At 40.0% G+C, this 25,211-nt stretch carries 30 protein-coding genes; 12 read left to right on the top strand and 18 right to left on the bottom strand.

Annotated features, from left to right (window positions below):
* Nucleotides 1-29: 29 nt before the first annotated feature.
* The 9 genes from AC4CU0_RS06720 to AC4CU0_RS06680 all read right to left on the bottom strand — a co-directional run bounded on the left by AC4CU0_RS06720 (nucleotide 30) and on the right by AC4CU0_RS06680 (nucleotide 7,148).
* Nucleotides 30-1,217, bottom strand: a complete 1,188-nt coding sequence (locus AC4CU0_RS06720) for a vWA domain-containing protein (RefSeq protein WP_078188499.1) — start codon at nucleotides 1,215-1,217, stop codon at nucleotides 30-32.
* 204 nt (nucleotides 1,218-1,421) lie between these two features.
* A complete protein-coding gene (locus AC4CU0_RS06715; RefSeq protein WP_490742748.1) occupies nucleotides 1,422-1,748 on the bottom strand; it encodes a hypothetical protein in 327 nt (108 codons plus the stop codon).
* A gap of 185 nt (nucleotides 1,749-1,933) precedes the next feature.
* Nucleotides 1,934-2,785 (bottom strand): AAA family ATPase, encoded by an 852-nt coding sequence (locus AC4CU0_RS06710; RefSeq protein WP_078188501.1) that lies wholly within the window; start codon nucleotides 2,783-2,785, stop codon nucleotides 1,934-1,936.
* A gap of 22 nt (nucleotides 2,786-2,807) precedes the next feature.
* Nucleotides 2,808-3,191: a hypothetical protein gene (locus tag AC4CU0_RS06705; RefSeq protein WP_078193907.1), complete on the bottom strand. Its 384-nt coding sequence runs from the start codon at nucleotides 3,189-3,191 to the stop codon at nucleotides 2,808-2,810.
* 21 nt (nucleotides 3,192-3,212) lie between these two features.
* The gene (locus AC4CU0_RS06700; protein ID WP_078188503.1) at nucleotides 3,213-3,521 is read right to left on the bottom strand and encodes a YcgL domain-containing protein; all 309 of its coding nucleotides are present in this window, start codon (nucleotides 3,519-3,521) and stop codon (nucleotides 3,213-3,215) included.
* Nucleotides 3,522-3,645: 124 nt separating this feature from the next.
* Entirely contained in the window at nucleotides 3,646-4,788 is a 1,143-nt protein-coding gene (locus AC4CU0_RS06695; protein WP_490742747.1) for a ribonuclease D, read from the bottom strand.
* A gap of 201 nt (nucleotides 4,789-4,989) precedes the next feature.
* Nucleotides 4,990-5,586: a recombination mediator RecR gene (gene recR, locus AC4CU0_RS06690; protein WP_078188505.1), complete on the bottom strand. Its 597-nt coding sequence runs from the start codon at nucleotides 5,584-5,586 to the stop codon at nucleotides 4,990-4,992.
* Between the two features lie 12 nt (nucleotides 5,587-5,598).
* Entirely contained in the window at nucleotides 5,599-5,928 is a 330-nt protein-coding gene (locus AC4CU0_RS06685; protein WP_180074039.1) for a YbaB/EbfC family nucleoid-associated protein, read from the bottom strand.
* A 32-nt stretch (nucleotides 5,929-5,960) separates the two neighbouring features.
* The gene (locus AC4CU0_RS06680) at nucleotides 5,961-7,148 is read right to left on the bottom strand and encodes an O-succinylhomoserine sulfhydrylase (protein ID WP_180077034.1); all 1,188 of its coding nucleotides are present in this window, start codon (nucleotides 7,146-7,148) and stop codon (nucleotides 5,961-5,963) included.
* A gap of 142 nt (nucleotides 7,149-7,290) precedes the next feature.
* Between AC4CU0_RS06680 and AC4CU0_RS06675 the strand changes: the two genes are divergently transcribed.
* The 10 genes from AC4CU0_RS06675 (at nucleotide 7,291) to AC4CU0_RS06630 (ending at nucleotide 15,349) form a co-directional block, all read left to right on the top strand.
* Complete coding sequence (locus AC4CU0_RS06675; protein WP_490742746.1) at nucleotides 7,291-8,385, top strand: alpha/beta fold hydrolase; 1,095 nt, start codon at nucleotides 7,291-7,293, stop codon at nucleotides 8,383-8,385.
* A gap of 18 nt (nucleotides 8,386-8,403) precedes the next feature.
* Nucleotides 8,404-9,276, top strand: a complete 873-nt coding sequence (locus tag AC4CU0_RS06670) for an NAD(P)-dependent oxidoreductase (RefSeq protein ID WP_490742745.1) — start codon at nucleotides 8,404-8,406, stop codon at nucleotides 9,274-9,276.
* Between the two features lie 88 nt (nucleotides 9,277-9,364).
* Nucleotides 9,365-9,634: a YARHG domain-containing protein gene (locus AC4CU0_RS06665; protein ID WP_180005094.1), complete on the top strand. Its 270-nt coding sequence runs from the start codon at nucleotides 9,365-9,367 to the stop codon at nucleotides 9,632-9,634.
* 31 nt (nucleotides 9,635-9,665) lie between these two features.
* On the top strand, nucleotides 9,666-10,079 hold the full coding sequence (locus tag AC4CU0_RS06660) for an HIT family protein (RefSeq protein WP_180005095.1): 414 nt from the start codon (nucleotides 9,666-9,668) through the stop codon (nucleotides 10,077-10,079).
* A gap of 310 nt (nucleotides 10,080-10,389) precedes the next feature.
* On the top strand, nucleotides 10,390-11,469 hold the full coding sequence (locus tag AC4CU0_RS06655) for a porin (protein WP_490742744.1): 1,080 nt from the start codon (nucleotides 10,390-10,392) through the stop codon (nucleotides 11,467-11,469).
* Between the two features lie 528 nt (nucleotides 11,470-11,997).
* Nucleotides 11,998-12,189 (top strand): cytochrome oxidase putative small subunit CydP, encoded by a 192-nt coding sequence (gene cydP, locus AC4CU0_RS06650; RefSeq protein WP_078188513.1) that lies wholly within the window; start codon nucleotides 11,998-12,000, stop codon nucleotides 12,187-12,189.
* Nucleotides 12,189-13,775, top strand: coding sequence for a cytochrome ubiquinol oxidase subunit I (locus tag AC4CU0_RS06645; protein WP_078188514.1), 1,587 nt, complete (start codon nucleotides 12,189-12,191; stop codon nucleotides 13,773-13,775). The genes cydP and AC4CU0_RS06645 overlap by 1 nt, the downstream gene beginning before the upstream one ends.
* The gene (cydB, locus tag AC4CU0_RS06640; RefSeq protein ID WP_168378622.1) at nucleotides 13,772-14,917 is read left to right on the top strand and encodes a cytochrome d ubiquinol oxidase subunit II; all 1,146 of its coding nucleotides are present in this window, start codon (nucleotides 13,772-13,774) and stop codon (nucleotides 14,915-14,917) included. Before AC4CU0_RS06645 ends, cydB begins: the two co-directional genes overlap by 4 nt.
* 24 nt (nucleotides 14,918-14,941) lie before the next feature.
* A complete protein-coding gene (gene cydX / locus AC4CU0_RS06635) occupies nucleotides 14,942-15,043 on the top strand; it encodes a cytochrome bd-I oxidase subunit CydX (RefSeq protein ID WP_002120988.1) in 102 nt (33 codons plus the stop codon).
* A gap of 3 nt (nucleotides 15,044-15,046) precedes the next feature.
* On the top strand, nucleotides 15,047-15,349 hold the full coding sequence (locus AC4CU0_RS06630) for a cyd operon YbgE family protein (protein ID WP_078188516.1): 303 nt from the start codon (nucleotides 15,047-15,049) through the stop codon (nucleotides 15,347-15,349).
* A 335-nt stretch (nucleotides 15,350-15,684) separates the two neighbouring features.
* On the opposite strand, the gene AC4CU0_RS06625 is transcribed toward AC4CU0_RS06630, so the two are convergent.
* Together AC4CU0_RS06625 and AC4CU0_RS06620 are read right to left on the bottom strand one after the other, a co-directional pair.
* On the bottom strand, nucleotides 15,685-16,224 hold the full coding sequence (locus AC4CU0_RS06625) for an IS630 family transposase (protein ID WP_141730351.1): 540 nt from the start codon (nucleotides 16,222-16,224) through the stop codon (nucleotides 15,685-15,687).
* A gap of 16 nt (nucleotides 16,225-16,240) precedes the next feature.
* On the bottom strand, nucleotides 16,241-16,696 hold the full coding sequence (locus tag AC4CU0_RS06620; RefSeq protein WP_004973749.1) for a helix-turn-helix domain-containing protein: 456 nt from the start codon (nucleotides 16,694-16,696) through the stop codon (nucleotides 16,241-16,243).
* Between the two features lie 36 nt (nucleotides 16,697-16,732).
* Here AC4CU0_RS06620 and AC4CU0_RS06615 point away from each other — a divergent pair, with 36 nt between their 5' ends.
* Nucleotides 16,733-17,098 (top strand): hypothetical protein, encoded by a 366-nt coding sequence (locus AC4CU0_RS06615; protein ID WP_490742743.1) that lies wholly within the window; start codon nucleotides 16,733-16,735, stop codon nucleotides 17,096-17,098.
* A 194-nt stretch (nucleotides 17,099-17,292) separates the two neighbouring features.
* On the opposite strand, the gene rodA is transcribed toward AC4CU0_RS06615, so the two are convergent.
* From rodA to pyrG, 6 genes are all read right to left on the bottom strand, one after another.
* Nucleotides 17,293-18,429 (bottom strand): rod shape-determining protein RodA, encoded by a 1,137-nt coding sequence (gene rodA / locus AC4CU0_RS06610; protein WP_490742742.1) that lies wholly within the window; start codon nucleotides 18,427-18,429, stop codon nucleotides 17,293-17,295.
* 85 nt (nucleotides 18,430-18,514) lie between these two features.
* A complete protein-coding gene (gene ispD / locus AC4CU0_RS06605; RefSeq protein ID WP_180117334.1) occupies nucleotides 18,515-19,240 on the bottom strand; it encodes a 2-C-methyl-D-erythritol 4-phosphate cytidylyltransferase in 726 nt (241 codons plus the stop codon).
* Nucleotides 19,203-19,595 (bottom strand): septum formation initiator family protein, encoded by a 393-nt coding sequence (locus tag AC4CU0_RS06600; protein WP_078188520.1) that lies wholly within the window; start codon nucleotides 19,593-19,595, stop codon nucleotides 19,203-19,205. Before AC4CU0_RS06600 ends, ispD begins: the two co-directional genes overlap by 38 nt.
* Before the next feature lie 16 nt (nucleotides 19,596-19,611).
* Nucleotides 19,612-20,901: a phosphopyruvate hydratase gene (eno, locus tag AC4CU0_RS06595; RefSeq protein WP_078188521.1), complete on the bottom strand. Its 1,290-nt coding sequence runs from the start codon at nucleotides 20,899-20,901 to the stop codon at nucleotides 19,612-19,614.
* A gap of 64 nt (nucleotides 20,902-20,965) precedes the next feature.
* Nucleotides 20,966-21,823, bottom strand: coding sequence for a 3-deoxy-8-phosphooctulonate synthase (kdsA, locus tag AC4CU0_RS06590; RefSeq protein ID WP_078188522.1), 858 nt, complete (start codon nucleotides 21,821-21,823; stop codon nucleotides 20,966-20,968).
* A 31-nt stretch (nucleotides 21,824-21,854) separates the two neighbouring features.
* Nucleotides 21,855-23,495, bottom strand: coding sequence for a CTP synthase (gene pyrG, locus AC4CU0_RS06585; RefSeq protein ID WP_078188523.1), 1,641 nt, complete (start codon nucleotides 23,493-23,495; stop codon nucleotides 21,855-21,857).
* A 229-nt stretch (nucleotides 23,496-23,724) separates the two neighbouring features.
* On the opposite strand from pyrG, the gene AC4CU0_RS06580 reads away from it, so the two are divergent.
* A complete protein-coding gene (locus AC4CU0_RS06580; RefSeq protein ID WP_168378628.1) occupies nucleotides 23,725-24,138 on the top strand; it encodes an internalin in 414 nt (137 codons plus the stop codon).
* 111 nt (nucleotides 24,139-24,249) lie between these two features.
* Here the strand turns inward: AC4CU0_RS06580 and AC4CU0_RS06575 are convergent, their stop codons facing one another.
* Nucleotides 24,250-25,134 carry a LysR substrate-binding domain-containing protein gene (locus tag AC4CU0_RS06575; protein WP_490743470.1) on the bottom strand — a complete coding sequence of 295 codons (885 nt, stop codon included), beginning with the start codon at nucleotides 25,132-25,134 and terminating at the stop codon, nucleotides 24,250-24,252.
* Nucleotides 25,135-25,211 lie beyond the last annotated feature (77 nt).

The raw sequence follows: 25,211 nt of genomic DNA, 5'->3' as shown, positions 1-25,211 counted from the left end.
TGATAAGAAAAAGTAGCGTTTTTAAAGCTTTAGCGCGCTAAATATTTCGTCATATCTTCCACACCTTTTAGAGTCATCGGGAACATATGATCTTCAAAGATTTGTTTAATCGCAGCAATGGTCTGGGTGTAATGCCAATAACTTTCTTCTTCTGGATTTAACCACGCTGTTTTATCAAAATGATTGCGTAAGCGCTGTAACCACACCTGACCAGCTTCATCATTCATATACTCCACAGATCCACCTGCCGAGTTCAACTCATATGGTGCCATACTCGCATCACCGACAACGATGACACGGTAATCTCGACCATAGGTGTTGAATAGATCCCATGTATTCATACGCGTGCTTGAACGGCGAATATTGTCTTTCCATACATAATCATATAAACAGTTATGGAAATAGAAATACTCTAACGTTTTAAATTCCGTTTTTGCAGCGGTAAAGAGCTTCTCACATTGGGCAATATGTGAATCCATCGAGCCCCCAACATCAAAAAGCATCAAGACTTTAATACGGTTACGTCGTTCAGGAACCAACTGCACATCCAAAATACCCTGTTTGGCAGTTTCACGAATAGTTCCATCGATATCTAGCTCTTCTGCTGCACCTTGACGGGCGAATTTACGCAAACGACGCAAAGCCATCTGCATCTGACGACTTCCGAGAATCTGCTCATCATCTAGGTTTCGGTATTGTCGTTGTTCCCAAACTTTCACCGCAGATCGTTTACGACCAGGCCCACCGATACGCACGCCTTCAGGATGGTCGCCATAGGCACCAAATGGCGAGGTACCACCCGTACCGATCATCCGATTACCACCCTGATGCTTTTTATGCTGCTCGCGCAAACGCTCTTCGAGCATTTTCATCAGCTCTTCCAATGATCCGGCTTTTTTTAATTCTTCTCGTTGTTCTGGTGTTAGATGCTTTTCGATGAGTTCAAGGTCAAACCAATCCTTTGGCAGTTTATGCACCTGATTTAATAACTCATCCAAATCAAAGGTGGCAATACCGTCAAAATAGTCCTTCATTGCACGGTCGAACTTATCAAAGTAACGTTCATCTTTGACCATGACAGTTTTTGCAAGCTGATAAAATTCATTTTGATCTGCAAAGACCAGCCCTGCTGCCACTGCTTGGTTCAAGTCAATCAATTCACGGGTTGAAACTGGAACACCGTATTTTCGAAGGGTATAAAACAATCGCACAAACATAGGCGAATAAAATCCAATAAAAATTAAATATCAGGAGGTCAAATCCAGTGTGAATGCATGTGATCTTGTTATTTCATCTGCAACTGAGTCTTGCCTTTACATCCACCATTATGAAAAATTGATCTCTACAAGTAAAGCCAAAAGCTTTTACTGCGTGTTCATATACGTCGCCCTATTTACCCAAAGAAACACATACAGCATGATTTATTCGCAAGTCGCATTTCTATTGTTAAGCGATAGTTTAAGAGTTTCATATTTGCGCTGAACTTTGAGGCGATCTTGCTGCAACTTTTGAATAGATACGATTTTATAAAAACCTTGATGGTTTCTATAGCGGTTAAAATCGCTTAGGTTCAAGATCACAAAATCATAGTATTTCAGCTCAAGTACAGTTGCAGCACAGGCCTTTTGCTGAATGGCCGTTTGAGCTGCAAGATGATCTGATTGATCAATTAGCTTTTCTTTACGCCCAATACGCATCTTGGAGTAGCTGTTGATGCTGCTGTTCAAACTGAGCATCATCCATTGCATAGCTAAAACTAGAAAAATAAAAACTCGCAATCAACAAGAGTGCTGCCGACTTAAACCTCCTAGGTACAGCTATGTGTACACGAGATACGTATGCACTTGTCTGCATAATTCACCTTTGTATGATTTAACGCTCAAAATAAAAGCCGGATAACCGGCTTTTAAATCTTTTATAGAATTGATATCAATTAACGACGTGACATAAATGCTAGACGCTCAAGTAATTGCACATCTTGTTCGTTCTTAATCAAGGCACCATAAAGCGGTGGAATTGATTTTGATTTATCTGTGTTGCGTAAAATATCTTCTGGCATATCATCCGCCATCAGCAAACTCAACCAATCAATCAACTCAGAAGTTGAAGGCGGCTTCTTTAAACCCGGAACTTGACGTAATTTAAAGAAAATTTGTAGTGCTTCGGAAACCAAGGTATTTGAAATATTTTCAAAATGTACATCAATGATTTCACGCATGGTTGCTTCATCTGGGAATTCAATATAATGGAAGAAACAACGGCGCAAAAAGGCATCTGGAAGTTCTTTTTCATTATTTGAAGTAATGATCACGATTGGACGTTGTGTTGCCGTAATCGTTTCCCCCGTCTCATACACAAAGAAGGACATTTTATCGAGTTCGTGTAGCAAATCATTTGGGAATTCGATATCTGCTTTATCAATCTCGTCAATTAGAAGCACACAACGTTCTTCACTGGTAAACGCTTCCCAAAGTTTACCCGGCTTAATATAGTTTTTGATGTCATAAACACGGTCATCACCCAACTGACTATCACGCAGACGAGATACGGCGTCGTACTCGTACAAACCTTGTTGAGCCTTGGTTGTAGATTTGATATGCCAAGTAATGAGCTTAAGGCCTAAACTTTCAGCCACTTGTTCGGCTAAAAGTGTTTTACCCGTCCCCGGCTCACCTTTAACCAAAAGTGGCTTTTGCAATGAACGTGCAGCTTTTACTGCAAGTTTTAAGCTATCGGTCGCAATATATTGATCTGTACCAGTAAATTGTTGAGTTTCAACAGACATGACATAACCTTATTTTTTTTATTTAAAGCGGTGAAATTTTCTTGTTTACAACGTGCTGTGGTTTCGCTGCATTGTATTTGGTCCAAAAATAACCGAGGACTAAACCAATACCCACCACAAAGAGAATCAGCGATAGATTCAACCAAACCAATGGCTGATCTTTTGTTAATACACCAAAAATCAAACCAAAAATCGCAGGTGCGATGGCTGCATTTGAACCTTCAGAAACGGTTGGTGTTAATAAAATAGCAAATACGATAAGCCAACCAATGGCACCGATCGTTTTGGGTAAGCGCTTCATCAGCCCATACCAACACAACAAAGCAATTACAGCCCCACCTAGGTAAACCGTAATTGCAATACTGCTTTCAGGAATTGAGTCCAATACCGATACTACACCATTCATTTTCACAACTCCTGAATTAACTTAAGCGCCGCGCAAGCCTTCTGGCTCAACTGCATTTGGGTCAATTAAACCTTCTGGAGGCATTTGAATAAAGAACCCTTTTGTTTCAATTGAATCTAGTACATGCAATACATTCACACGTGCAAGTTTGCGTGATTCACTAAGTTCTAGATCCATGACAAATGTGGCACGACCAAATGCTGTACGTAAAGCATCAGGCATTACTGCAAGCGGATCTGTCGCTTCAGTTTCGTTTTCATTAACTTCAGGACGAGCAATATAAAGATACATTTCATCTTTTTTGCTCGATTTGTAGATAGAACAGTACATAATTGAATCAATACTCATTAAACGCAAGGCAAAGGATACATCAAAAAAAAGACTGATACATTAGTGTTTATTAACGCATCAGTCGTGAATTTGTATAAGTGATAGTTCTTTAATCAATCAGAACTTATTCCAACACTTTCATTTGACCAGAAAGATAGCTTTCATCGGCATGCAGCACTTCAATTAAAGGCTTCGTCAGCAAATCATAGCGCCAGCCCAATAGATAGCTCGGTAAATCCTGTTCATCATTATGAAAAACCACATGCTGATACAAGGCATTTAACCATTTTTTGCGCATTAAAACTTCTTTAGGCACAGAGGTTTCTTGCACTGCACGTTGAATGACTGTATCGACGCGCGAACCAATATCCTGAGAAGAATGACGAATTGGACGTGCCATACGCAGCGGCCATTCAGCTTGTTCTGGTAAAAACTTCAACAAATCTAAAATAATTTTACCATGCTCACGCACAATGTTCGGACGAATGTCTTTCACCGCACTCAATTGAAAATTATTTTTTGGATTTTTTTCTACCATATCAATGATGGTTGAGTTTTTAAGAATAAAACTACGTGGCTGATTTAAGGCTTTCACCATTTGCTCACGCCAAACGGCCAATTGCTGAATTTGCATGAGCTGTCGACGTGAATGTCGATAATTACCAACATCGTGATACAGCATATGGATCGGCGTTTCAGTGCCAATTTCATAAGTTAAATTTTTGCAGTCCTCAAGCACACAATTTAATAAACTTTTCGCAGCCAACTCGTTTTGAATCGTTTGACTTAAATTCATTAAATAATGTACATCATTCGCTGCATAGTTCATTTGCTCGGCACTGAGTGGGCGAGCCAACCAATCTGAACGGGTCTGATCTTTATCAATATCGACATCGAGCATGGTTTTTAAGGCGTTTTGATAGCTGACTTGTAAGCCATGCCCTAAAAATGACATCCCAACTTGTGTATCAAAGACATTTTCCAAAGACTTATGCTGTGCATAGTGATAAATCAAGTCGATATCTTCACTACATGCATGAAAAATGTTTTGCTGAGCCGCAAATAATTTTTGCCAGAATTGGCTTAAATCGAGGGTTGTACCATCAAGTAAATACACCTGATTTTGTACATTAATTTGGAAAAGTCCAAGTTTGGGCCACAGGGTATCTACTTTTATAAACTCGGTGTCGAGTCCGTAAATCGAGCTTTGGTCCATAAGATTTAAAACGGAATTTAAATCTGGCTGATTTTGAATAAATTGATACATAAGTTGCTGAGTCTAATTTTAGATGCTCTATGAGCTTATATTAACTGATATATATTATTTATCTATAAGGAAAAACGTTATTTTAGTGACTTATTTCCTTTATTTAGCTTTTTTATTCATTGTAAACAAAAACTTTAATCGTTATTAAGTATAAATAATTAGATGAAAATTATACAAAGCGAAACGAGTTTCGCTCTATATTTACTTCATTCGCATTCGGTTATGCACGGCCTGACTTAAGGTATGACTATCCACATATTCAAGCTCACCACCCTGTGGTACACCCTGTGCAATACGGGTCATTTGTATTGGTAAATGTTTAGTCGCTTCAACCAAATAATGTGCTGTCGCTTGACCTTCAACTGTTGCATTGGTCGCCAAGATCACTTCCTGCACTTTACCATCACTTAGTCGTTGAATTAAATATGGGATACCAATTTCGTCGGGGCCAATACCGTCGAGTGGCGACAAATGCCCACCCAATACATGATATTTCCCTCTAAAACTACCACTTTGCTCGATTGCCATGACATCTGCAGGAGATTCAACCACACAAAGCAGTTGATCATCACGCTCTGAAGAGACGCAAATGTTGCATACTTCATCTTCAGTCAATGAATGGCAAATGGAACATTCATGAATATAGTTGGTTGCTTCAGTCAAGGCATGTGCCAGACCGACAGCGCCTTCCCTGTTTTTCATGATTAAGTGCAGTGCCATACGTTGAGCCGACTTTGGCCCAACGCTTGGTAAAATACGCAATGCCTGTACAAGTTGATCAAAACGATCACTAAACATTTAACGTATTCCTTAGAATAAACCTGAAAGACCTGGTGGAAGACCCATACCAGAGTTTGCAGATTTCAGTTTTTCTTCTGAAATCGCTTCAGCTTGACGTGAAGCATCATTCATTGCTGCTGCAATTAAGTCTTCAATCATATCTGCATCATCTTGAAGTAGTTCAGGATTGATTTCGATACGTTTCACTACATGACGTGCAGTCATAGTAACTTTAACCAGACCACCACCTGCTTCAGCGTGAACTTCAACTTGTGCAAGCTCTTCCTTGGCTTTTTTAATGTTGCTCTCAACTTCTTTTTGCATGCGTTGAGCTTGCTGCATGAGCATATTAATGTTCATAAAAATCTCCGAACAAAACTGATGAATTCACTTTAGATAAGATCTAAACCGCGTGAAAGATCGCGAATAATATCATTAATATCTTCTAAACCAACAGATACGCGAATTAAACCTTCGCTAATCCCTGCTGCTTTTTTCGCTTCTGCTGACATTCTGCCATGAGAAGTCGTTGCAGGATGGGTAATTGTTGACTTTACATCACCCAAGTTACTTGTAATAGAAAGGAACTTAGTATTATCAATCACTGTCCAAGCGCCTTCACGTTCGCCTTTCACAACAAACGATACAACTCCACCAAAGCCTTTTTGTTGTTTTTTCGCCAACTCATGACCTTCGTGATTTGGAAGTCCCGCATAGTACACTTTTTCAACTTTCGGGTGTGCATCCAACCATTCAGCTAAAGTCTGAGCACTTACACAGTGAGCTTTCATACGTAAGCTTAAAGTTTCTAGGCCTTTCAGGAAGATCCATGCATTGAATGGACTCATCGAGTTACCCAGTGTACGAATAACACCTGTAATCTCTTCCATCAATTTTGCACTACCTACAACAGCACCACCGAGCGCACGACCTTGACCATCAATATATTTTGTTGATGAGTAGATCACGAGGTCCGCACCAAATTTAATCGGTTGCTGTAACACCGGTGTACAGAAAGTATTATCGACTGCAAATAATGCCCCATGCGCATGTGCAATATCAGCAATGGCTTGTAAATCCCCTACTTGAGCTAATGGGTTTGACGGTGTTTCAATAAACAAGAGGCGTGTCGTTGGACGAATCGCTTGTTTCCAAGCATCTAAATCTTCCAAATCAACAAAAGTAACGTCAACACCAAATTTGATGACATATTTTTCAAACAGAGAAATGATCGAACCAAAGACAGCACGTGAACACACCACATGATCGCCAGCTTTCAAATATGCCAAAGTGATCGCGTGTACGCCCGCCATACCTGAACTTGTCGCAACAGCGGCTTCAGCACCATCCAAAACAGCTAAACGTTTTTCGAAAGCTTGTACAGTTGGATTGGTATAACGTGAATAGGTATTGCCTTCAATTTGACCTGAAAATTTTGCTGCGGCATCTGCTGCACTTTCACAAACAAATGATGAAGTCAGGAAAATTGGCTCACTATGTTCACCCTCAAAAGTACGAGTATGACCTGTACGAATCGCTAAAGTCTCTAATTGGTATTCGATGTCGTCTTGTTGGCTCATCTGTATTACTCAGTCGCGAAGAACTGCCTTTGTGAAGAATTGCCAATATTTTGAGCGTCTAAGCTATTTAAGGTCAAGGTAAAATACTAAATTATCGCTTAGACTTCGACCAATCCTACAAGGACTTAGGCAATTGACAGTTATGCACCCTTTCAAACAGAAATTTCTGGCGCAGCAAAAGAAAATTAAACACTTGTCTACACGTGTGTTTAATGCAAAATCGTTGGTCCTTTCTCAATCGACACCCTATGAAGTAATTACTGAATATAAACATGCAAAAGTTCGGTATTACGCTTCGCCTGATCGTAAATACAAAGAACCCTTAGTGTTTGTTGCTCCACTGGCCATCAATATGGCGATTTATGATTTGTATCCATATCGCTCATTGGTTAAACATTTTCAACACAGTGGCTTTGATGTCTATTTGCTGGAATGGGGAAAATTAAACTATCAAGATCGTTTCTTAAATTTTCTATCGTTTATTGATGATGTGATTCCACATTGTATTGATCAAATTTGTGAGCATGCAGATTGTCGATACATTTCGCTACACGGTTGGAGTATGGCTGGAGTCTTTGTCACGCTGTATACCGCATTACATCAACCTGAACATGTTAAAAATCTAATGGTGATGGGCGCGCCGATTGATAGCTATGCCTCAGGTCGTATCGGAAAGTTATTTCAAAAAACCAATCGCTTGCTTTCACGTAGTAAGAATTTACAAGATACGGTCTACACAGGGAAAATTCCTAAACATTTTATCCATACACCGGGCGTACTCAATGCAATTGGATTTAAAATCGTCGATCCAATGGGTTGGTTCAAAAGCCAAAAACAATTTCTTTCCAACTTAGATAATCTGCATGATCTGTATGAACATGCAACCATGGGCGATTTTCTCAATCACATGATTGACTATCCTGGTGGCATTAACCAAGACATGGTGTTCAATGTTTGGCTACAAAATCCACTTAAAAACGGCATTATTCAATTGAAAGATAAAGTTATTCAATTAAAAAATATCCACTGCTCTTTGTTGATTGGCGCGGGTTCTACCGATCAAATCGTTACTGCTGATGCAGCAAGTCCTTTAGGCGAATTGACAAGTAGTCAAGATGTCACGTTTACTCTCATTCCCGGTGGTCACCTCGGCCTGATGTCGAGTCAAAAAAGTGCCAATCAATTTTGGCCAACTTTGACCCAGTGGCTTACACAAAGATCCAGTTTATTGAAATAAAAAATTTAGAGGGTAAAGATGATTCAGTCAGTTGCATTTATCGGATTGGGCGCAATGGGTTACCGTATGGCAGCGCACCTACCAAAACAGTTCGACACGGTTTATGTCTGGAATCGAAACTTTACCAAGGCAGAGCAACATGCTGCTGAATTTGGTACGCAAGCGGCTGCTTTAGAACAAGCAGCACAAGCGGACATTATTTTTTCCTGCCTACCCATCAGCCAAGATGTTGAAAATTTAATTGCGAGTGTAACGCTGAAATCAGGCTCGATTTGGGTCGACTGTACCAGCGGTGTACCAGAATCTGCAAAAAAACTCGCTGCTGCCTTAAAGCAGCAAAATATTGCATTCTTAGATGCCCCTGTGAGTGGACAAACCATTGGCGCTGAAACGGGAACATTAACCGTCATGATTGGTGGTGACAAAGTAGCCTTTGAACGTGCATTACCTGCGATCCAAACATTTGGCAAACTGATTAAACATGTGGGTGAACCGGGTGCGGGTTTTGCCGTCAAAGCTGTAAACAACATGTTAATGGCTGTAAATCTTTGTGCAGTTGCTGAAGGATTCACCACCTTAAAAGCGCATGGCGTGGACTTACATGAAGCACTCGATTGTATTAATGCGTCGAGCGGTAAAAGTAATGTGACTGAAACAGTTTTACCGCAGCGCGTACTGAATCGTAGCTTCCCATTAACCTTTGCACTTCCATTACTTGCAAAAGATACGGGAATTGCTGTTGATCTGGTGCGACAAGCAAAACTTTCAGCACCGGTGCTCTCTTTGACGCAAAATTTAATCCAAGCAGCAAGCGATCAAGCTGAAGAAAACAGTGATTTTTCAAGTGCTATGATTATGTATGAAAAATGGAGTAAAATTACAATTGAGTAATAACTCGCCATTGAATAACGATAAATAACCATCATATTGTACTCTAGTGTCATAACACACATTGTTACAAATGACAGAGGAAACTCGCATGAACAAATTTACCCTCGCAACTTTGCTAGGTGCTGTAACTTTAATCGGGGCTTCTACTACTGTTTTAGCATCTGAGCAAGAATGCCAAAAGTTGAAAAATGACCATGACGTGATTTATGCATCGAAAGGTTTCTGCTTTAAAGATCCTGACGCTAAAGCGAAGTTTGGCAATGACAATTGCTACACAACTAAGCCTAAATTTTCAGAAAAAGAGCAACAACGACTTGACGCGATCAAAGATCGTCAGAAAGAATTGAACTGTAAATAATTACGATTCAATTCGCTCAAGGAATTTAGCAATGACTTATGATGATCAAAATATTTTTGCTCGGATTTTACGTGGAGAACTTCCCGCGTTTAAAGTCTATGAAGATGATCAAGTACTCGCTTTTATGGATGTCATGCCACAGGCCGAAGGTCATACGCTCGTAATTCCTAAAACCCCTGCTATTACGCTACTTGATTTAGATCCTGAAGCGGCTGCTTATACCATTCAGATTGTCCAAAAAGTTGCGAAAGCAATGGAGAAAGCCTTAGACGTGAAAGGTATCGTATTGATGCAGTTGTCTGGTGCTGCTGCGGGTCAAACTGTTCCGCATGTGCATTTCCACCTAATTCCGACTTCAGTCCATGAATTAGGTAAACATGCCGCACAAATGGGCGACATGGAAAAAATCAAAGCCATTGGCGAAAAAATCAAAGCAGCACTTTAAGTTCAATTGAGTTTAAAGTGATGATCAATGGAGCTTCGGCTCCATTTTTTATGTCTCGAATATTATCCCAAGAACTTTTAGCTGCAAAATTTACTGTTCAATACAACTCTAAGCATTTAATAAATATTCATTTTTATAAGTATAAAAGCAATTTAAACCAGAAATCACCTTTCACCGTTTTGAAATATTTCCTTAATAGAACTGTCTTATTTGTAATGAATACTTAGCGCCATTAGATAGCGAAATTACTTCTAGCCAAGCTACTGATAAAACATATTGATATGACTGGAAAAGTCTTCTGGAGCTTCAAATGAAAAAAACTCTATGTGCATTAGCAATCGGGGCAACAATTCTTACACCAATGATGGCATCTGCTGCAGATGTAAAAATTTATGGCCGTGCACATGTCTCTCTTGACTATCTAGATGATGGTAAAGATTACAACGAAATTGGTCTTTCTTCTAACGCTTCACGCTTAGGCTTCAAAGTAGATCAAAAAATTAATGATGACCTCAACGTATTCGCTCAAATTGAGCAAGAAGTAAACTTTGCAAGCGGTAGCCAAGACAGCAAAGGCGTAGATTTTTCAACACGTGACACCTTCGTGGGTTTAAAAAGTTCAACTTATGGTCAAGCACGTGTAGGTCGTTTTGACAGCCCATTTAAAGTCGCTCGTAGCCCTGTGAACTTCTTCGGTGACATGGTTGGTGACGTTCGTAACGTAACACGTGTCGGCAACTTAAAATTTGATGAACGTAATGAAAACACCATTGAATATAAATCGCCAAAATTTGGTGGTGGTTTCAATGTATTAGCTGCAATGTCGATGCATTCAGGTACACAAATTGACCGTGAAGCAGATGGCGAAGGCAAAGATGATAACAAAGCCTATGACCTTGCTCTAACCTATAAAGAAGGTCCAATTGATTTTGCAGCAGCTTACGAAAAGTATGATGAAAATGCAGCAAACGCAGCAGGTGGCGCAAGTCGAGATGCATTCCGTATTGCCGGTGCATATAAATTAACTGAAGAATTTAACTTGGGTGCCTTATACCAAATTGCCAAACACGACAACGATACATCCAACCCAGATACTCAAGTTTTCGGTGTAGCTGGCGAATATAAAGTAACGCCTAAAACCTCAGTACGCGGTGAATACTTCTACCGTGACGTAGATGCTGATGATGCCAATGCAAGCTTGATCGGTGTGGGTGTAGAACATAAGTTGGATAGCACATTACGCGTATACGGCAACTTAGCAACTGTGCTTAACGACAAAAACTCTAAACTCAACCCTTGGAAAGAAGGTCGTAGCTTCGGTAACGGTATTTCAGGGATCGGTGATGAAAATGCAACTGCACTTTCTCTTGGTCTACGTTACGATTTCTAAGCTGCAATATCTCCCCCAAAAGACATACTCCGGTATGTCTTTTTTTACTCAAAAGAAATGTTTCAGGACTAAAATAAGCTAAGTTCATCATGTATCAAATATTTAAAAAGTATTTAAAAAACTTAGTCCAGCCTCTTTAACATCAACCATATAGAGATCGTTTAACAGCACTACATCAATAGCCCATTTTTTTTAGCAAAACTTAAACATAACAAATAAAAATCTTATTCATTCAATAAAGATTCTCATTATTAACAATATAACTTTTAGTAAATATAGTAAATTAGTCAGAATTTAAAATATAAATATAAATATAAGCGTTTTAGTCGGATTTAAAATATTTAAACACAAGTGTTTTAGTCAAGTATTTAAAATAAAAAATTAGTTTATTTTTTAACTATCAAACACAATAAGTCTTTGTATTTACTATGCTTAATAATATATTTTTATTTTAACTGTTCAACCTATTTGCTTTTTGTATATATTTGTTAATAATATAGTACAAGTTTAAAGAATAGGCTTATCTCCATGAGCTTAAAATTCAAAGATTTAAATCGTCGTGTGGTCAGAGAAATAACCGCAATACTAATAATTAAAGTGATTATTTTAATGATCATTAAGAACATCTGGTTCGACGCCCCTACTATCCCTAAAAACTTTGACAATCAAGTTGCCGAGCATATTGCTGGCAGTCCTTCCCAAATCAAGGAGACACGTTGATGATTTCTGAAAGCGTGGTCGATCTTTCGCGGTTCCAATTTGCAATGACCGCGATGTATCACTTTATTTTTGTTCCGCTGACTTTAGGTCTGGCTTTTATTCTTGCCATTATGGAAACCACCTATGTGATTTCTGGCAAAGAAATTTATAAAGACATGACTAAATTCTGGGGAAAACTCTTCGGTATTAACTTCGCATTAGGTGTTACTACTGGTTTGACCATGGAGTTTCAGTTCGGTACTAACTGGGCGTATTACTCGCACTATGTCGGTGATATTTTCGGTGCACCATTAGCCATTGAAGGTCTGATGGCATTCTTCCTTGAATCAACATTTATTGGTTTATTCTTCTTCGGCTGGGATCGCCTATCCAAAGTTCAGCATTTGGCTGTCACTTGGTTAGTTGCTCTAGGCTCGAACATGTCTGCACTATGGATTTTAGTGGCCAATGGTTGGATGCAAAACCCTGTTGGTTCTGCTTTTAACTATGAAACCATGCGTATGGAAATGGTGGACTTCGGTGCGCTGATTTTCAACCCCGTGGCTCAGGTTAAATTCGTGCATACCGTATCTGCAGGTTATGTGACTGGTGCTATTTTCGTACTGGCAATTTCAAGTTACTACTTATTGAAAAAGCGTGACTTGCCATTTGCGCGTCGCTCATTCGCCATCGCTGCTATCTTTGGTTTAGCGTCTACACTTTCGGTGATCTTACTGGGTGATGAATCTGGTTATGAAATTGGTGACGTACAAAAAACTAAACTAGCTGCGATTGAAGCTGAATGGGACACTCACCCAGCTCCAGCGCCATTTACTTTGTTCGGTATTCCAAATAAAGAAACCATGTCTACTGACTACGCGATCAAAATTCCTTATGTCATGGGGATTATTGCAACACGTTCAACTGACAAAGAAGTGACAGGTATTAAAGACCTGATCGTACAACACGAAGCGCGTATTCGTAACGGTATGGTGGCTTACTCGCAGTTAGAACAACTTCGTGCAGGCGATACTTCTCCTGAACTTAAAGCAGCATTTGCTGAGTCTCAAAAAGACTTGGGTTATGGTCTGCTTCTGAAAAAATACACAGACAAAGTTGTCGATGCTTCTGACGAACAAATCAAAGCAGCTGCAAAAGACACTATTCCACATGTCCCAAGCTTGTTCTGGGCATTCCGTGCAATGGTTGCTTCTGGTTTCTTAATGCTCCTTCTGTTCGTACTTGCTACCTTTGCTGTCGGTAAACGTAATGCAGAAAACAAACCTTGGTTATTAAAGTTTGCTTTATTTGCCCTGCCATTACCTTGGATTGCAGCACAAACAGGTTGGTATGTTGCCGAAGTTGGTCGTCAACCTTGGACTATCGGTGAAGTTCTACCTACACATCTTTCAGCTTCTAGCTTAAGTACAGGTGATGTATGGGGTTCTATCCTTGCATTGGCAGCGTTCTACACTGTACTGCTGATCATTGAAATGTACTTAATGATTAAATTCTCACGCCTTGGCCCAAGTTCTCTACATACTGGTAAATACCACTTCGAGAAACTTGAAGCTGCAAAAAAGGCAAATGAGGAGGCTCAAGCATGATCGAATATGAATTACTCAAAATCATTTGGTGGGTATTAGTCGGTGTCCTACTGATCGGCTTCGCCCTCACCGATGGCTTCGATATGGGCTCAATGGCGATCATGCCATTCGTAGGTAAAAAAGACGAAGAACGTCGTGCGGCAATCAATACGATTGCCCCACACTGGGACGGTAACCAAGTGTGGTTTATTACTGCCGGTGGTGCGCTGTTTGCAGCATGGCCAATGGTATATGCGACTGCATTCTCAGGCATGTACTGGGCACTGTTACTGGTACTCTTCGCTCTCTTCTTACGTCCAGTCGGTTTTGACTACCGTTCTAAACTCGAAAATACCAAGTGGCGTAATTCTTGGGACTGGGGTTTAGCAATTGGTGGTGCCGTTCCTGCCCTCGTATTTGGTGTTGCGTTTGGTAATATGTTCCTTGGTGTTCCATTCACTATGGACGAAACTGTTCGCTCAACTTATACAGGTAGCTTCTTTGCGCTGCTTAACCCATTCGCTTTAGTTTGCGGTATCGTGAGTTTATCTATGCTTTGCGCACACGGTGGTGCATGGCTCATGCTTCGTACAGACGGCGACCTACGTGCACGCTCAGCAAAAGCGACTCAGCTTATGGGTATCGTATTTTTGGTTTGCTTCTTACTGGCTGGCGCATGGTTATACTTCGGTAATATCCAAGGCTACACATTAGCGCAACCGTTTGACACAAATGGCGTTGCAAACCCATTGGCTAAAGAAGTGATCACCAATGCCAACCCAGGTTGGATGAACAATTACAGTACTTATCCAATTACTATGATTGCGCCAATCATGGCTATTTTAGGTGCGCTGATCATCATCCTTGCCGCAGGTAAAGGTAAAGCAGGTTTCAGCTTCCTTGGTTCAAGCTTGGCAGTCATTGGTGCAATCTTAACTGCTGGTTTTGCATTGTTCCCTTTCCTTATGCCATCGAGCATCAACCCAACTGTAAGTTTGACTATGTGGGATGCGGTATCAAGTAAAAATACCCTAACTGTGATGACAGTTGCAGCATGTATTTTTGTCCCACTTATCCTGTGCTACACAACTTGGTGTTACTACAAAATGTGGGGCGTGGTTACTAACAAACATATTGAAGAGAATTCACACAGCCTATACTAAGGCTGTGTCTAAGGAGAAAAGACGATGTGGTATTTTGCTTGGATTCTCGGTATTTTGATGGCATGTTTTGCAGGTGTACTTAGTGCGCTTTACATCGAACATCATCAAGATCTAGATGAGGAATAACAAATGACTGATGCTGCTGTAGAAAAATCACTTGTAGAAAAGAAGCCAAATAAATTTGCAATGGTCATTTCCTGCCTGTTAGCTTTTCCTTTGGCAGCCGTGTTACTTGTACATCCTGCTGCCATGCTGGATGACAATGGTGGATATAGCCATCGAGCGCTGATGTTCATCATGATAGGTATTTCAGGTGGTTTTGTGCATGGTGTGGGTTTTACACCACACCATTGGTTCTGGAAATGGCTTTTTAGCCCCTTCCTCGCTTGGCCACTAATGTTGTGGGGCTATTACACGTGGTTCCTACATTAATTAATATCTAAATAAAGCCCTCAATTGAGGGCTTTATTTTTGATTGAAACAACAAAACTGTTTCAAATTCCACAAATAAATAAAAAAATTCGATCCTAGTTGCACACTTCAGAGTTTGTATGAGCACTAATATGTAAATGAAAGGTATTTAGACTATCGAAACTAGACATTAGGATTTAATATCTAGATCAATAGATATATTAGATATAGGATCTAGTCTTATGAAAATAAAAGGTTTTCTTTTAAACCAAAATCCAATTTTTTTTGATCGAAATGCAAATATATTCAAGAACTTTTCAATGCTAAAAATAGAAAAACTCTGGAGTAAGCTGTCATTAAAAAGTAAACATGTATTCTTTTCCGAATTGGTTTGATACTCTCTCCACCCATTGCTCTATTTTATCAGCTGTCATGACTTGAAAATCTCGCCAATAATATTTCATCTGCTTCCATACCATCTCGATTCGATTTAACTCAGGGCTATAAGCTGGAATAAAATACAAATTCGTCGAAAAGTTACTTTTAAGTAGCTCTCTGTAATCAGCCATCTTTTTACTTCTATGAATCGAGGCATTATCAACAATAAGAACCAATGGAAGGTTATAAGTCTGTTTTACTTGTTGAGCTATTCCAGTTAAATAGGCATAAAACCAAGTGCTTGTAACTGACTCTTGTAAACAACTTGTCACCAGTTTCCCCGTTGAAAGCAAACACCCCATGACATTAACTCGTTTTAATCTTATTGCATCAACCGCATGAACATCACCTATCTTTGTCCACGCATAGCGGTTATCAGGTGTAGATGAAAACCCTGTTTCATCAACATAACCTAATATAATTTCACCACGTGCCGCTTGCTCTCGTAATTTTTCAATCTGCTGTGTTGCTTGTTCAAATGCAATCGGATCTCTTTTTTTTCAAGCTATGACGGGTACGCTTGAAGACCATACCTGAATCTCGTAAAAACTTACGAATGGTTTCAACAGACACGGACACTTCGTATTCTTCATGTAGTTTGACTCGGATTTGTTCTGCATTGAGTGGACTTGTATTGACCCAATCTAGGATTTTCGCCTGATAGTCTGAGATCAATGTATTGGGCCGACCTGAGCGATGACCTTCTTTAATCGATTCAAACTCATACAATTCCCAACGTCGGCGTTGTAGCCTTATGGTTTCTGGTATACGTTCTTGTAGAGTGGCAACTTCCGCAACACTTTTACCTTCAGAAAGCCAGAGAATAGTTTGGGCACGTTGTCTTTCACGCCAATGTTTTGCATGCTTGGCCAGAAAAATGAGTCGTTCTCGCTGTTCTAAACTAAGTGGTACAGAAACAATTCGAGGCATGTGTGAACATCTGTTAACTAAAAAAACTTTTTTCGCATGATTAGTTATTTTTGTCAACTTATGTGTAATAGAAATTTTAGTGATCTTACAAACAAAAACTACGCTGAAGTAATTCAATCTGTCTTTTCTAAATATAAAGTGCAAGAACAAACTTACTCATTTGAATCCACTGGAGGAATATTAGAGTTTGATATTTCATGCTCTATGTATGATTGTTTGGCATATAAAGAAACCAATGGATTCTTCGATGAGTGTGATTGTCCGCCGCCAGAATTTTGGATTGCTTATATTGACGATAAGTTATTTGCTTATATTCCAAAAGAATACTTAGATATAGCAAATTGTGGTGTTGAAATATCTATGAGCGGAAGCTTGCATTGGGTCCAAACATTAGTAGATTAAATTTTATTTCTTTTATGATGCCTTAACTTTAACTATAGATTAAAGCACCACATCACCGGATGAAGCTTTTTAATTTATTTGAACATTTCATGACTATTTCAATAGTCAATTTTTCGCAGTTTTATCTCGTCTATTTTAAATCTCAAGCAAAAAAAAAACCGGATATAAATCCGGCTTAATGTTGTCTATTACACTTAACGATGCGTATGAATCGACATCACAATCCCCATACCTGCAAGCATGGATATGACTGCCGTCCCCCCATAACTCATCAAGGGCAATGGATCGCCTGTTACAGGCAAGATACCACTAACCATACCCGAGTTTAAAAATACAAAAAAGAAGAAAGTTAATCCTATCGCTCCTGCATAAAGTCGTCCAAAATTATGGAAGCAATTTAGTCCAATAATCAAACAGCGAACAATAATTGCTGTAAATAAACTAAATAAAAGAAATACACCAATAAAACCAAACTCTTCAGCATAGGTCGACATAATAAAGTCAGTATGATGCTCTGGCAGATAACCCAAATGCGACTGTGTCCCTTCGGTATACCCCTTACCCATTAAACCGCCTGAACCAATGGCAATTTTAGACTGAATAATATTCCAACCTGCACCAAGTGCGTCAGACTCAGGGTCAAATAAGGTCAGTACACGTTTTTTCTGATATTCCTGCAAAAAGAACATCCAGAGTACAGGTGCTGCAATCGCAAAGGCTGTTAAAGCAGCTGCAATTAAACGCCAAGACATTCCGCTTAAAAATAAAACAAAAATACCCGGAATAATCAAACCGATATTCAAGTCAGGCTGTAAAGCGACCAATGCAAATGGAATCAATAATAAAATTAATGCCCCGACGATTTGTAAAAATTTCGGTGGAAAAGGTTTTCGCGCAAAATACCACGCCATCATGAGTGGCATGGCAAATTTCATAAACTCACTCGGCTGCATACTGCCAATACCCGGCAAGCTAATCCAGCGTTTCGCCCCCATCCTTTTTTCACCAATGACCAGAACCAACAACAGTAAAAATATACCGATGGCATATAAGTACGGACTCATAGATTGGTAAACTTTGGGTGGAATTTGCGCGCAGATCAGCATCACAATAAAGCCTACACCAAAACTTGTGGCTTGACGTAGTACCATTCCCGAATCTTCCGCGGTCGCACTATAGACAACCATCAGCCCCAATATTGCATTGAGTACCAAGAAGCAAAGTAACCACGGGTCTAAATGAAGTTTAGCCCATCGAGAAGAATCGTGTTTTATACTGCGGCCATCGCGTAATGACTGACGTAAAAAACGATACTGTTGAGAAGGGATCATTGCGAAACAGATCTAAAAAGGATGCGGGAATTATAGATTAAAGCGACAGTAAAAATCACTGTCCCTTAAATATTCCTTGAAATAATCATCTATTAACTTGAGACGCTAAAATTAAACGTGCCAATTCCAAGTCATCAGGATAGGTAATTTTAATATTGTCCGAACGACCCTGCACGACATTGACATGCTCACCGACAAATTCTAAGGCACTTGCTTCATCTGTGATGGTCGCACCAGCGGCAAGCGCTTGTTCAATGGCATTTTTAAGCACACCCAATTTGGCAATTTGTGGTGTCTGCGCTTGCCATAAAGTTGAACGATCTACCGTTGTTGATATAAGTGGTGCCGTTTCAACTCGCTTTAAGGTATCGCGTACGGGAATGGCGAGAATCGCACTTTGCTCAGTTTCTACTGCCGATTGAACTAAATTTTCTAAACTCAACTGAGAGACACATGGTCGTGCTGCGTCATGAACAAACACCCAATCATCATCATTGGCAATCGAAGATAGATATTGCAATGCATTGAGTACAGAATGCACACGCTCTGCACCGCCTAAACAAAAATGAGCCTTCTCTTGATTAGTGAGTGCCAAGGTCTGCGCAACATTATCTTGCTCACCTATAGCCAATACATAGCCTGTTAAAGGCAATTGGTTGAGACGTGCAACTGTGTGTTCAAGCACAGTTAGACCCGCAATGTTTTGATATTGTTTTAGTTCAGTTTTAGAAAATCGACTTCCTGAACCAGCAGCAGGAATAATAGCCCACAATTTAAGGTTCTGGTGGAAGTTCGGCTGGTTCTGACTCATTGGTACGTAGGTCTACTTTTGCGTTTGGATCAATATAAATTGGTTTGTACTGAGTACTAATCGTACTCATCTGTACGAAAGTTTCATGCGGTTTAATTAAACCTAAATCTAGACGAGCATGCTCTTCAATAGCTTCAACGCCATTTTTTAAATCGTATACTTCAGCGGCAAGCACGCGATTTCGTTCTTTTAATTCGTCATTGAGTTCGACTTGTTGTTGTATTTTCTGACTCAGTTGTTGATGTTGATGATAACCACCTTCACCGAACCAGTATAAATATTGAAACCCTGCGATCAAAAAGATCGCAAGGCCCAACAATGCTTTACTCGCTTTGGAGTCAAATACATTTAACATAGATAGCATGATCTGCTTAGTTCAAACCTTTGAACTCAGCTTTACCGCGATATGCAGCATTAGTCAATTCTTCAATACGAAGTAATTGGTTATATTTCGCTACACGGTCAGAACGGCAAAGTGAACCAGTTTTGATTTGACCCGCTGCTGTACCCACTGCAAGATCCGCAATAGTTGAATCTTCAGTTTCACCAGAACGGTGTGAAATTACTGTAGTGTAACCATTTGCTTTTGCAAGGTAGATTGCATCTAGAGTTTCAGTCAACGTACCGATTTGGTTGTACTTGATCAGAATCGAGTTACCCACTTTTTCATTGATACCACGTTGAAGAATTTTAGGATTCGTAACGAATAGGTCATCACCAACCAATTGGATTTTGTCGCCAAGGATTGAAGTGAGGTAAGACCAACCTTCCCAATCAGACTCGTCTAAACCATCTTCAATTGAGATGATTGGGTATTGTTTTGCAAAACCAGCAAGGTAGTCAGCAAATTGGTTGCTTGTGAATGCTTTATTGCCTTCACCTGCAAGGATGTATTGACCATCTTTGTAGAATTCTGAAGATGCACAGTCAAGCGCAAGCATAATGTCTGAACCAGCTTTGTAGCCAGTTTTTTCAATTGCTTCAAGAATTACTGTAATTGCTTCTTCGTTAGAACGAAGGTTCGGTGCAAAACCGCCTTCATCACCAACTGCAGTATTTAAACCTTGTTTCTTTAAAACTGATTTTAAAGAATGGAAAATTTCAGCACCAGCGCGTAAAGCTTCAGAGAATGAAGTGAAGCCAACTGGCTCAATCATAAATTCTTGAATGTCTACGTTATTGTCTGCATGTGAACCACCATTTAGGATGTTCATCATTGGAACAGGCATAGTCAAAATGCTGTTATTACGAAGGTCTGCGATGTATTGGAAAAGTGGAATTTTCTTTTCGTCAGCAGCAGCGCGCGCAGCAGCTAAAGAAACCGCTAAAGTTGCGTTCGCACCTAATTTTTCTTTGTTTTCAGTACCGTCAAGCGCGATCATTGTGTTATCAATGTCTTTTTGTTCGAATACTGATTTACCCAACAATGCATCACGAATTACTGTGTTAACGTTGTTAACCGCAGTTTTAACGCCTTTACCTAAGTAACGAGCTTTGTCGCCGTCACGAAGTTCTAAAGCTTCACGAGAACCAGTTGAAGCACCAGATGGTGCACATGCACGGCCTACAACGCCAGAGGCTAAGATTACGTCTGCTTCGATGGTAGGGTTACCACGAGAGTCCAAAATTTCACGTGCACGAATGTCAACGATTTGGCTCATGAACAATTCCTCAGTTGATTAATAAAAATGATGCGTCAAAAGTGACGCATCAATGTGTATCGAATTAGTGTGTGTCTAACTTTGCGAAACCTTTAACTAAGGTATCGAGCTCTTTTAACTGTGCCAAGAAAGGTTCCAACTGTGACATGCGTAGCGCACATGGACCGTCACATTTGGCATTTTCTGGATCTGGATGAGCTTCTAAGAACAAACCTGCTAAACCAGTCGCCATACCTGCACGTGCCAGTGTCGTGATTTGCGCACGACGACCACCTGCAGAATCCGCACGACCACCCGGCGTTTGAAGCGCATGTGTAACATCAAAGAACACCGGGACATTCATTTCTTTCATGATGTCAAAGCCCAACATGTCTACAACTAAATTGTTGTAACCAAATGCTGAACCACGTTCACAAAGAATCAGTTTGTCATTTCCTGCTTCCAAACACTTATGCAAAATATGACGCATTTCGTGTGGTGCGAGGAACTGTGCTTTTTTAATGTTGATGATGGCATCAGTTTTCGCCATCGCTTCAACAAGGTCAGTTTGACGGCTTAAAAATGCAGGAAGTTGGATAATATCCGCAACTTCAGCAACAGGCGCAGCTTGGTATGGTTCATGTACATCAGTAATAATCGGCACATTAAAGTGTTTTTTAATGTCAGCTAACCACTCGATTCCTTTTTCCAGGCCTGGGCCACGGAAAGAGTTCAAGCTTGAACGATTGGCTTTATCAAAACTTGCTTTAAACACATACGGAATATCCAAGCGTTTGCAGATATCCACATAGGTTTCAGCAATTTCAAAAGCAAGGTCTTTTGACTCAAGTACGTTCATGCCGCCGAATAGTACAAATGGCAAATGATTTGCCATTTGTATATCGCCTAAACGTACAATTTCCTGTGGTTTTAATTGTGACATTTAAACTCTTCCTGGTTTAGTCAAAAACACATTATTTCGCTTTTTGGTACTGCTTTTTAGCAGCATCAATAAAGCCTGCGAATAATGGGTGTCCATCACGTGGTGAACTTGTAAATTCCGGATGGAATTGTACAGCAATAAACCAAGGATGTTCAGGAATTTCAACAGTTTCAACGAGACGCTGTACTGGAGAATAACCTGAAATCTTCATGCCTTTTTCTTCAAGCACTGGGATATAACGGTTGTTCATTTCATAACGGTGACGATGACGTTCAACGATCTCTTCAGAACCGTAAACTTGTGCAGTTTTTGTACCTGCAACCAATTCAGATTTTTGAGCACCCAGACGCATTGTGCCGCCTAAGTCAGAATCTGCATTACGTTGTTGAACTTCACCGCGCTCATCTAACCATTCAGTGATTAGACCAATCAATGGTGATTTTGTAGAACGGTTAAATTCAGTAGAAGTTGCATCGCTAATACCCGCAACGTTGCGCGCATATTCAATCACAGCCAACTGCATACCCAAACAGATGCCAAGGAATGGCACACCGTTTTCACGTGCAAAACGAATCGCTTTCATTTTGCCTTCTGTACCACGTTCACCGAAACCACCCGGCACTAAGATTGCATCCGCGTCTTTTAATACGTCGTTTACATCTTGGCTTTCAAGTTCTTCTGCATTGACGTAGTCGATTTGAACTTTGACACGGTTTTGAATACCAGCATGTAAAAGTGCTTCGTTTACAGATTTGTAAGCATCTGGAAGTTCAACGTATTTACCAACCATTGCGACACGTACTGTGTATTCAGGGTTAAGTAATGCATCTACAACATTATCCCAATCTGTTAAATCAGCTTCAGGAAGATCGTTATAGCCAAAACGTTCACAGATTAAATCATCAACGTTTTGTTCATAGAAAGTACGTGGAATTTGGTAAATAGAACGCGCATCTTTACATACCACAACTGCACGTGCTTCAACGTTCGTAAATAACGCAATTTTACGTGTAGTGTCAGCATCAACATCATGCTCTGTACGGCAGATCAGGATGTCTGGTTGAATACCAATCGACAAAAGCTCTTTTACAGAGTGTTGAGTTGGTTTAGTTTTTAATTCAGCAGCTGACTTAATATATGGGAGTAAAGTTAAGTGCATTAACATTGTGCGCTTATGACCTAGTTCGACCATAAGTTGACGTACAGATTCCATGAATGGGAGAGATTCAATGTCACCTACTGTACCGCCGATCTCAACGATCGCAACGTCATAGCCTTCACCTGCGCGAAGAACACGTTCTTTAATATTGTCAGTAATATGTGGAATAACTTGAACTGTACCACCGAGGTAGTCACCACGACGTTCTTTATTCAAGACATCTTGGTACACTCGTCCTGAAGTAAAGTTGTTCAGTTTGGTCATTTTCGCACGACGCAAGAAACGTTCGTAATAACCCAAGTCTAAGTCAGTTTCAGCACCATCCTCTGTGACAAAAACTTCACCGTGTTGGAATGGACTCATAGTCCCTGGATCGACATTAATGTATGGATCCATTTTTACCATGGTTACTTTTAAACCACGGGCTTCTAAAAGCGCAGCCACTGATGCAGCTGAAATACCTTTACCTAGTGATGATACAACACCACCAGTAACGAAAATAAAATGGGTCATTAAGTTTCTCGTACAATGGAGCCTAAATTGGCCTACAATGTTGTGCGATTTTACTTTACTCTGTACCAAGAAAGCAAAGTCATTACGCATCAATTCATAGAACAATTAACAATTGGCTATTGTAACAGCAATTATCATAAAAATTTAGAGTAAGTTCTTATCATTTCTATATTCTTATTTGCTGTTATAATGCATTTATCCAATCCACACTTTTTTGTTTTGTGTAATTATGAATAAGAAACTTTTAATCTGCGGTGCAATCGCAACAGGTCTACTTCTTACAGCATGTGTAAAAAAAGAAGCACCAAAAGAAGAAGAACAGGAACAGGTTGAAGTTGCAACATCTGAACCAACAGCATCTGTACCTACACAATTAGAACCAGTTGAAGAACAACCAGTTGTTGAAGAAACGACTCAACAGCAAGTTGAAGTGATTCGTGAAGAGACACCGAATACAACAACTGAAATTCGTCGTGAACCTACTCCTCCTGCAGAAGCTCCTGCTCCAAAAGCAGAAGCGCCTAAAGCTGCAGAAAAACCTGCACAAGCTGCTCAACCTAAACAAAACTCAGGTTCTGCTCAGTCTGAAGATGACGCCGTGGCTGCTGCCATTGCTGCTGCAACACCAGCTTTAGAGAACTAAGATCGAAGTTTTATCAAACAAATGATCAAAAAAACCCGGCAAAAGTCGGGTTTTTTATTGTTTCTATGTAAATAAAAATCTGTACCCGACGATGCACTGTTTTTCTCACAACTATTCTTGTAATTTTTCAGCTAAATATTCAATAAATAAACGAACACGTTTCGGTAAATGCTCTTGTTGATAATAGACAGCATGAATAAGCTGTTCATGTGGCTCAATTTGATCGTCTAAAAGTTGTACCAATCGTCCTTCTGCAATATCTTTTTCTAACATAAAAATCGAAAGACAAGCGATGCCCATCCCATGAATCGCAAGCTCGCGTATCGTTTCACCATTTGACGCCTTGATGTTCGGGCGGATCGTCAGGGGCTTCCCTGCGACTTGGATCGGCCAAGTATTCATATGGGTAATTTGACTAAATCCAAGTAAAGCATGTGCGGTTAGCTCTTCAGCATTTTGCGGACGTCCATGCTGCTGAAGGTATTCAGGACTCGCCACCAAACACAGTCGACTCTTGTAGATAAGTTTTGCATGCAAACTGGAGTCGCTTAATTTTCCAAAGCGAATTGCGACATCTGCTTTATGCTCTAATAAGTCAATCACTTGATCATGATTCACCAATTCAATCTGTATATGCGGATAACGTGCATTAAATTCTGGTATCAAGGGAACGATCATATGCAGAATAAACGAAATCGCAGAATCGACCCGCACCACCCCCGAAGTATCTGCATCTAATTTCAGCAGAGAATCTTCCGCTTCACTCAAATCATTCAATATCCGCCGTGTTTTAGCTAAAAATAATTGCCCCTCTTGCGTCAGCTTAATTTTGCGGGTTGTTCGTTCCAACAGGGTTACATTTAATTTAGATTCCAGACGCTGTAATGCACGGCTGACACCAGATGCTGTTTGATCCAGTCTTTCTGCTGCTTTGATAATAGAGCCGCTATCTACAATAACAGTAAAAGCCTGCAGCTCCTCAATGGTCGATTTCATTGCATATTCTAATTCGTGATTTTTAATCAATAATATATTCCAAACTCATGCATTTTTCTTCATTAAAATTAGCAGCA

This window comes from Acinetobacter sp. LipI_15, from assembly GCF_058242865.1.
The sequence above is the reverse complement of the archived record's forward strand: the minus strand, read 5'-3'. Positions and strand labels throughout refer to the sequence as shown.

Coding starts and splice junctions, on each gene's coding strand:
- AC4CU0_RS06720 (WP_078188499.1), bottom strand. CDS start 1,217: ATGTTTGTGCGATTGTTTTATACCCTTCGAAAATACGGTGTTCCAGTT.
- AC4CU0_RS06715 (WP_490742748.1), bottom strand. CDS start 1,748: ATGCAATGGATGATGCTCAGTTTGAACAGCAGCATCAACAGCTACTCC.
- AC4CU0_RS06710 (WP_078188501.1), bottom strand. CDS start 2,785: ATGTCTGTTGAAACTCAACAATTTACTGGTACAGATCAATATATTGCG.
- AC4CU0_RS06705 (WP_078193907.1), bottom strand. CDS start 3,191: ATGAATGGTGTAGTATCGGTATTGGACTCAATTCCTGAAAGCAGTATT.
- AC4CU0_RS06700 (WP_078188503.1), bottom strand. CDS start 3,521: ATGTACTGTTCTATCTACAAATCGAGCAAAAAAGATGAAATGTATCTT.
- AC4CU0_RS06695 (WP_490742747.1), bottom strand. CDS start 4,788: ATGTATCAATTTATTCAAAATCAGCCAGATTTAAATTCCGTTTTAAAT.
- recR (WP_078188505.1), bottom strand. CDS start 5,586: ATGTTTAGTGATCGTTTTGATCAACTTGTACAGGCATTGCGTATTTTA.
- AC4CU0_RS06685 (WP_180074039.1), bottom strand. CDS start 5,928: ATGAACATTAATATGCTCATGCAGCAAGCTCAACGCATGCAAAAAGAA.
- AC4CU0_RS06680 (WP_180077034.1), bottom strand. CDS start 7,148: ATGAGCCAACAAGACGACATCGAATACCAATTAGAGACTTTAGCGATT.
- AC4CU0_RS06675 (WP_490742746.1), top strand. CDS start 7,291: ATGCACCCTTTCAAACAGAAATTTCTGGCGCAGCAAAAGAAAATTAAA.
- AC4CU0_RS06670 (WP_490742745.1), top strand. CDS start 8,404: ATGATTCAGTCAGTTGCATTTATCGGATTGGGCGCAATGGGTTACCGT.
- AC4CU0_RS06665 (WP_180005094.1), top strand. CDS start 9,365: ATGAACAAATTTACCCTCGCAACTTTGCTAGGTGCTGTAACTTTAATC.
- AC4CU0_RS06660 (WP_180005095.1), top strand. CDS start 9,666: ATGACTTATGATGATCAAAATATTTTTGCTCGGATTTTACGTGGAGAA.
- AC4CU0_RS06655 (WP_490742744.1), top strand. CDS start 10,390: ATGAAAAAAACTCTATGTGCATTAGCAATCGGGGCAACAATTCTTACA.
- cydP (WP_078188513.1), top strand. CDS start 11,998: ATGAGCTTAAAATTCAAAGATTTAAATCGTCGTGTGGTCAGAGAAATA.
- AC4CU0_RS06645 (WP_078188514.1), top strand. CDS start 12,189: ATGATTTCTGAAAGCGTGGTCGATCTTTCGCGGTTCCAATTTGCAATG.
- cydB (WP_168378622.1), top strand. CDS start 13,772: ATGATCGAATATGAATTACTCAAAATCATTTGGTGGGTATTAGTCGGT.
- cydX (WP_002120988.1), top strand. CDS start 14,942: ATGTGGTATTTTGCTTGGATTCTCGGTATTTTGATGGCATGTTTTGCA.
- AC4CU0_RS06630 (WP_078188516.1), top strand. CDS start 15,047: ATGACTGATGCTGCTGTAGAAAAATCACTTGTAGAAAAGAAGCCAAAT.
- AC4CU0_RS06620 (WP_004973749.1), bottom strand. CDS start 16,696: ATGCCTCGAATTGTTTCTGTACCACTTAGTTTAGAACAGCGAGAACGA.
- AC4CU0_RS06615 (WP_490742743.1), top strand. CDS start 16,733: ATGATTAGTTATTTTTGTCAACTTATGTGTAATAGAAATTTTAGTGAT.
- rodA (WP_490742742.1), bottom strand. CDS start 18,429: ATGATCCCTTCTCAACAGTATCGTTTTTTACGTCAGTCATTACGCGAT.
- ispD (WP_180117334.1), bottom strand. CDS start 19,240: ATGAGTCAGAACCAGCCGAACTTCCACCAGAACCTTAAATTGTGGGCT.
- AC4CU0_RS06600 (WP_078188520.1), bottom strand. CDS start 19,595: ATGTTAAATGTATTTGACTCCAAAGCGAGTAAAGCATTGTTGGGCCTT.
- eno (WP_078188521.1), bottom strand. CDS start 20,901: ATGAGCCAAATCGTTGACATTCGTGCACGTGAAATTTTGGACTCTCGT.
- kdsA (WP_078188522.1), bottom strand. CDS start 21,823: ATGTCACAATTAAAACCACAGGAAATTGTACGTTTAGGCGATATACAA.
- pyrG (WP_078188523.1), bottom strand. CDS start 23,495: ATGACCCATTTTATTTTCGTTACTGGTGGTGTTGTATCATCACTAGGT.
- AC4CU0_RS06580 (WP_168378628.1), top strand. CDS start 23,725: ATGAATAAGAAACTTTTAATCTGCGGTGCAATCGCAACAGGTCTACTT.
- AC4CU0_RS06575 (WP_490743470.1), bottom strand. CDS start 25,134: ATGAAATCGACCATTGAGGAGCTGCAGGCTTTTACTGTTATTGTAGAT.